Origin of the sequence: Microcoleus sp. MON1_C1 (assembly GCF_036701945.1) — a bacterium.
In the GTDB taxonomy this organism is placed as follows: Bacteria; Cyanobacteriota; Cyanobacteriia; order Cyanobacteriales; family Microcoleaceae; genus Microcoleus.
The window spans coordinates 1-1,039 of sequence record NZ_JAUBRO010000146.1 but is presented as its reverse complement, the minus strand read 5'-3'; the positions used below and the strand labels follow the sequence as shown (position 1 = coordinate 1,039).

The 1,039-nt window shown below is 31.5% G+C and carries 1 protein-coding gene; it reads left to right on the top strand.

Going from position 1 to position 1,039, the window contains the following annotated elements; all coding sequences use genetic code 11:
- The coding region (locus QUA62_RS29260) for an IS630 family transposase (RefSeq protein WP_333408293.1) at nucleotides 1-1,029 on the top strand (1,029 nt) is incomplete at its 5' end.
- Nucleotides 1,030-1,039 lie beyond the last annotated feature (10 nt).

The following is a 1,039-nucleotide window of genomic DNA, read 5'->3' as shown; positions in this document are numbered from 1 at the left end:
ATAGCCCAATTAGAATCTTTCATTAAAAGCGATATCGATGCCAGAGAACTAAAACGAGCAATAGCTGTAAGGATGGCGCTCTCAGGTAATATCTACCATGAAATCAGTAACATTTTAGGTGTAAGTAATTTTTTTATTGGTTATTGGAAAAAACAATTTCAAACCAAAGGCATCGCCGGAATAAAACTAGGACATAAAGGGTCAAAAGGGTATTTAACAGCTCGACAAAATACTGAAGTAATCGAGTGGTTAAAGAATCAAGAATCTTGGAACTTAGATGAGTTGGTTACTTATTTAGATCGAGAATTTGGTGTGATATATAAATCAAAACAGAGTTACTATGAACTTTTCTGTCGGGCGAAAATTAGTTGGAAAAAAACTCAAAAAACCAATCCTAAATTTGATAAAGAACTGGTAAAAAAAAAGAGGGAAGAAATTAACGATATTTTATTTAAAAACAAGGCTGGTATAGAGTCTGGGGAAATAATAGTATTATTTTTAGATGAATGTCATCTACTTCATGGTGATCTGACTGGTTATGTTTGGGGTCAATCAAAAATCAGAATTGAAGTCCCAATTACCAATGAAAAAGATAGACAAACTTATTTTGGGGCCCTCAATTATCAAACCAAAGAATTCCATATTCAGAGCCATCCATCAGGCGATGGAGAATCAACTGTTAAATTCATAAAATACTTACAAAATAAATATAAAAATCGCAAGATTATCTTGATTTGGGATGGAGCTAGTTATCATAAATATGGAGAATTTAGAGACTTTTTATTAGAACTAAATGGTGACAAACAACCTGATAATTGGTCAATTACTTGTATTTTATTTGCTCCCAATGCTCCCCAACAGAATCCAGTTGAAGATATTTGGTTACAAGCTAAAAACTTTTTAAGAAAGTATTGGTATTTATGTAGATCTTTTAAGATTGTCAAATTTTTGTTTGAGTTTTTTACTAACGAACATACATTTGATTTCCCCAAAATACGTCAATATACTTACACACAGAAAATCATTTAGGATTGCTATA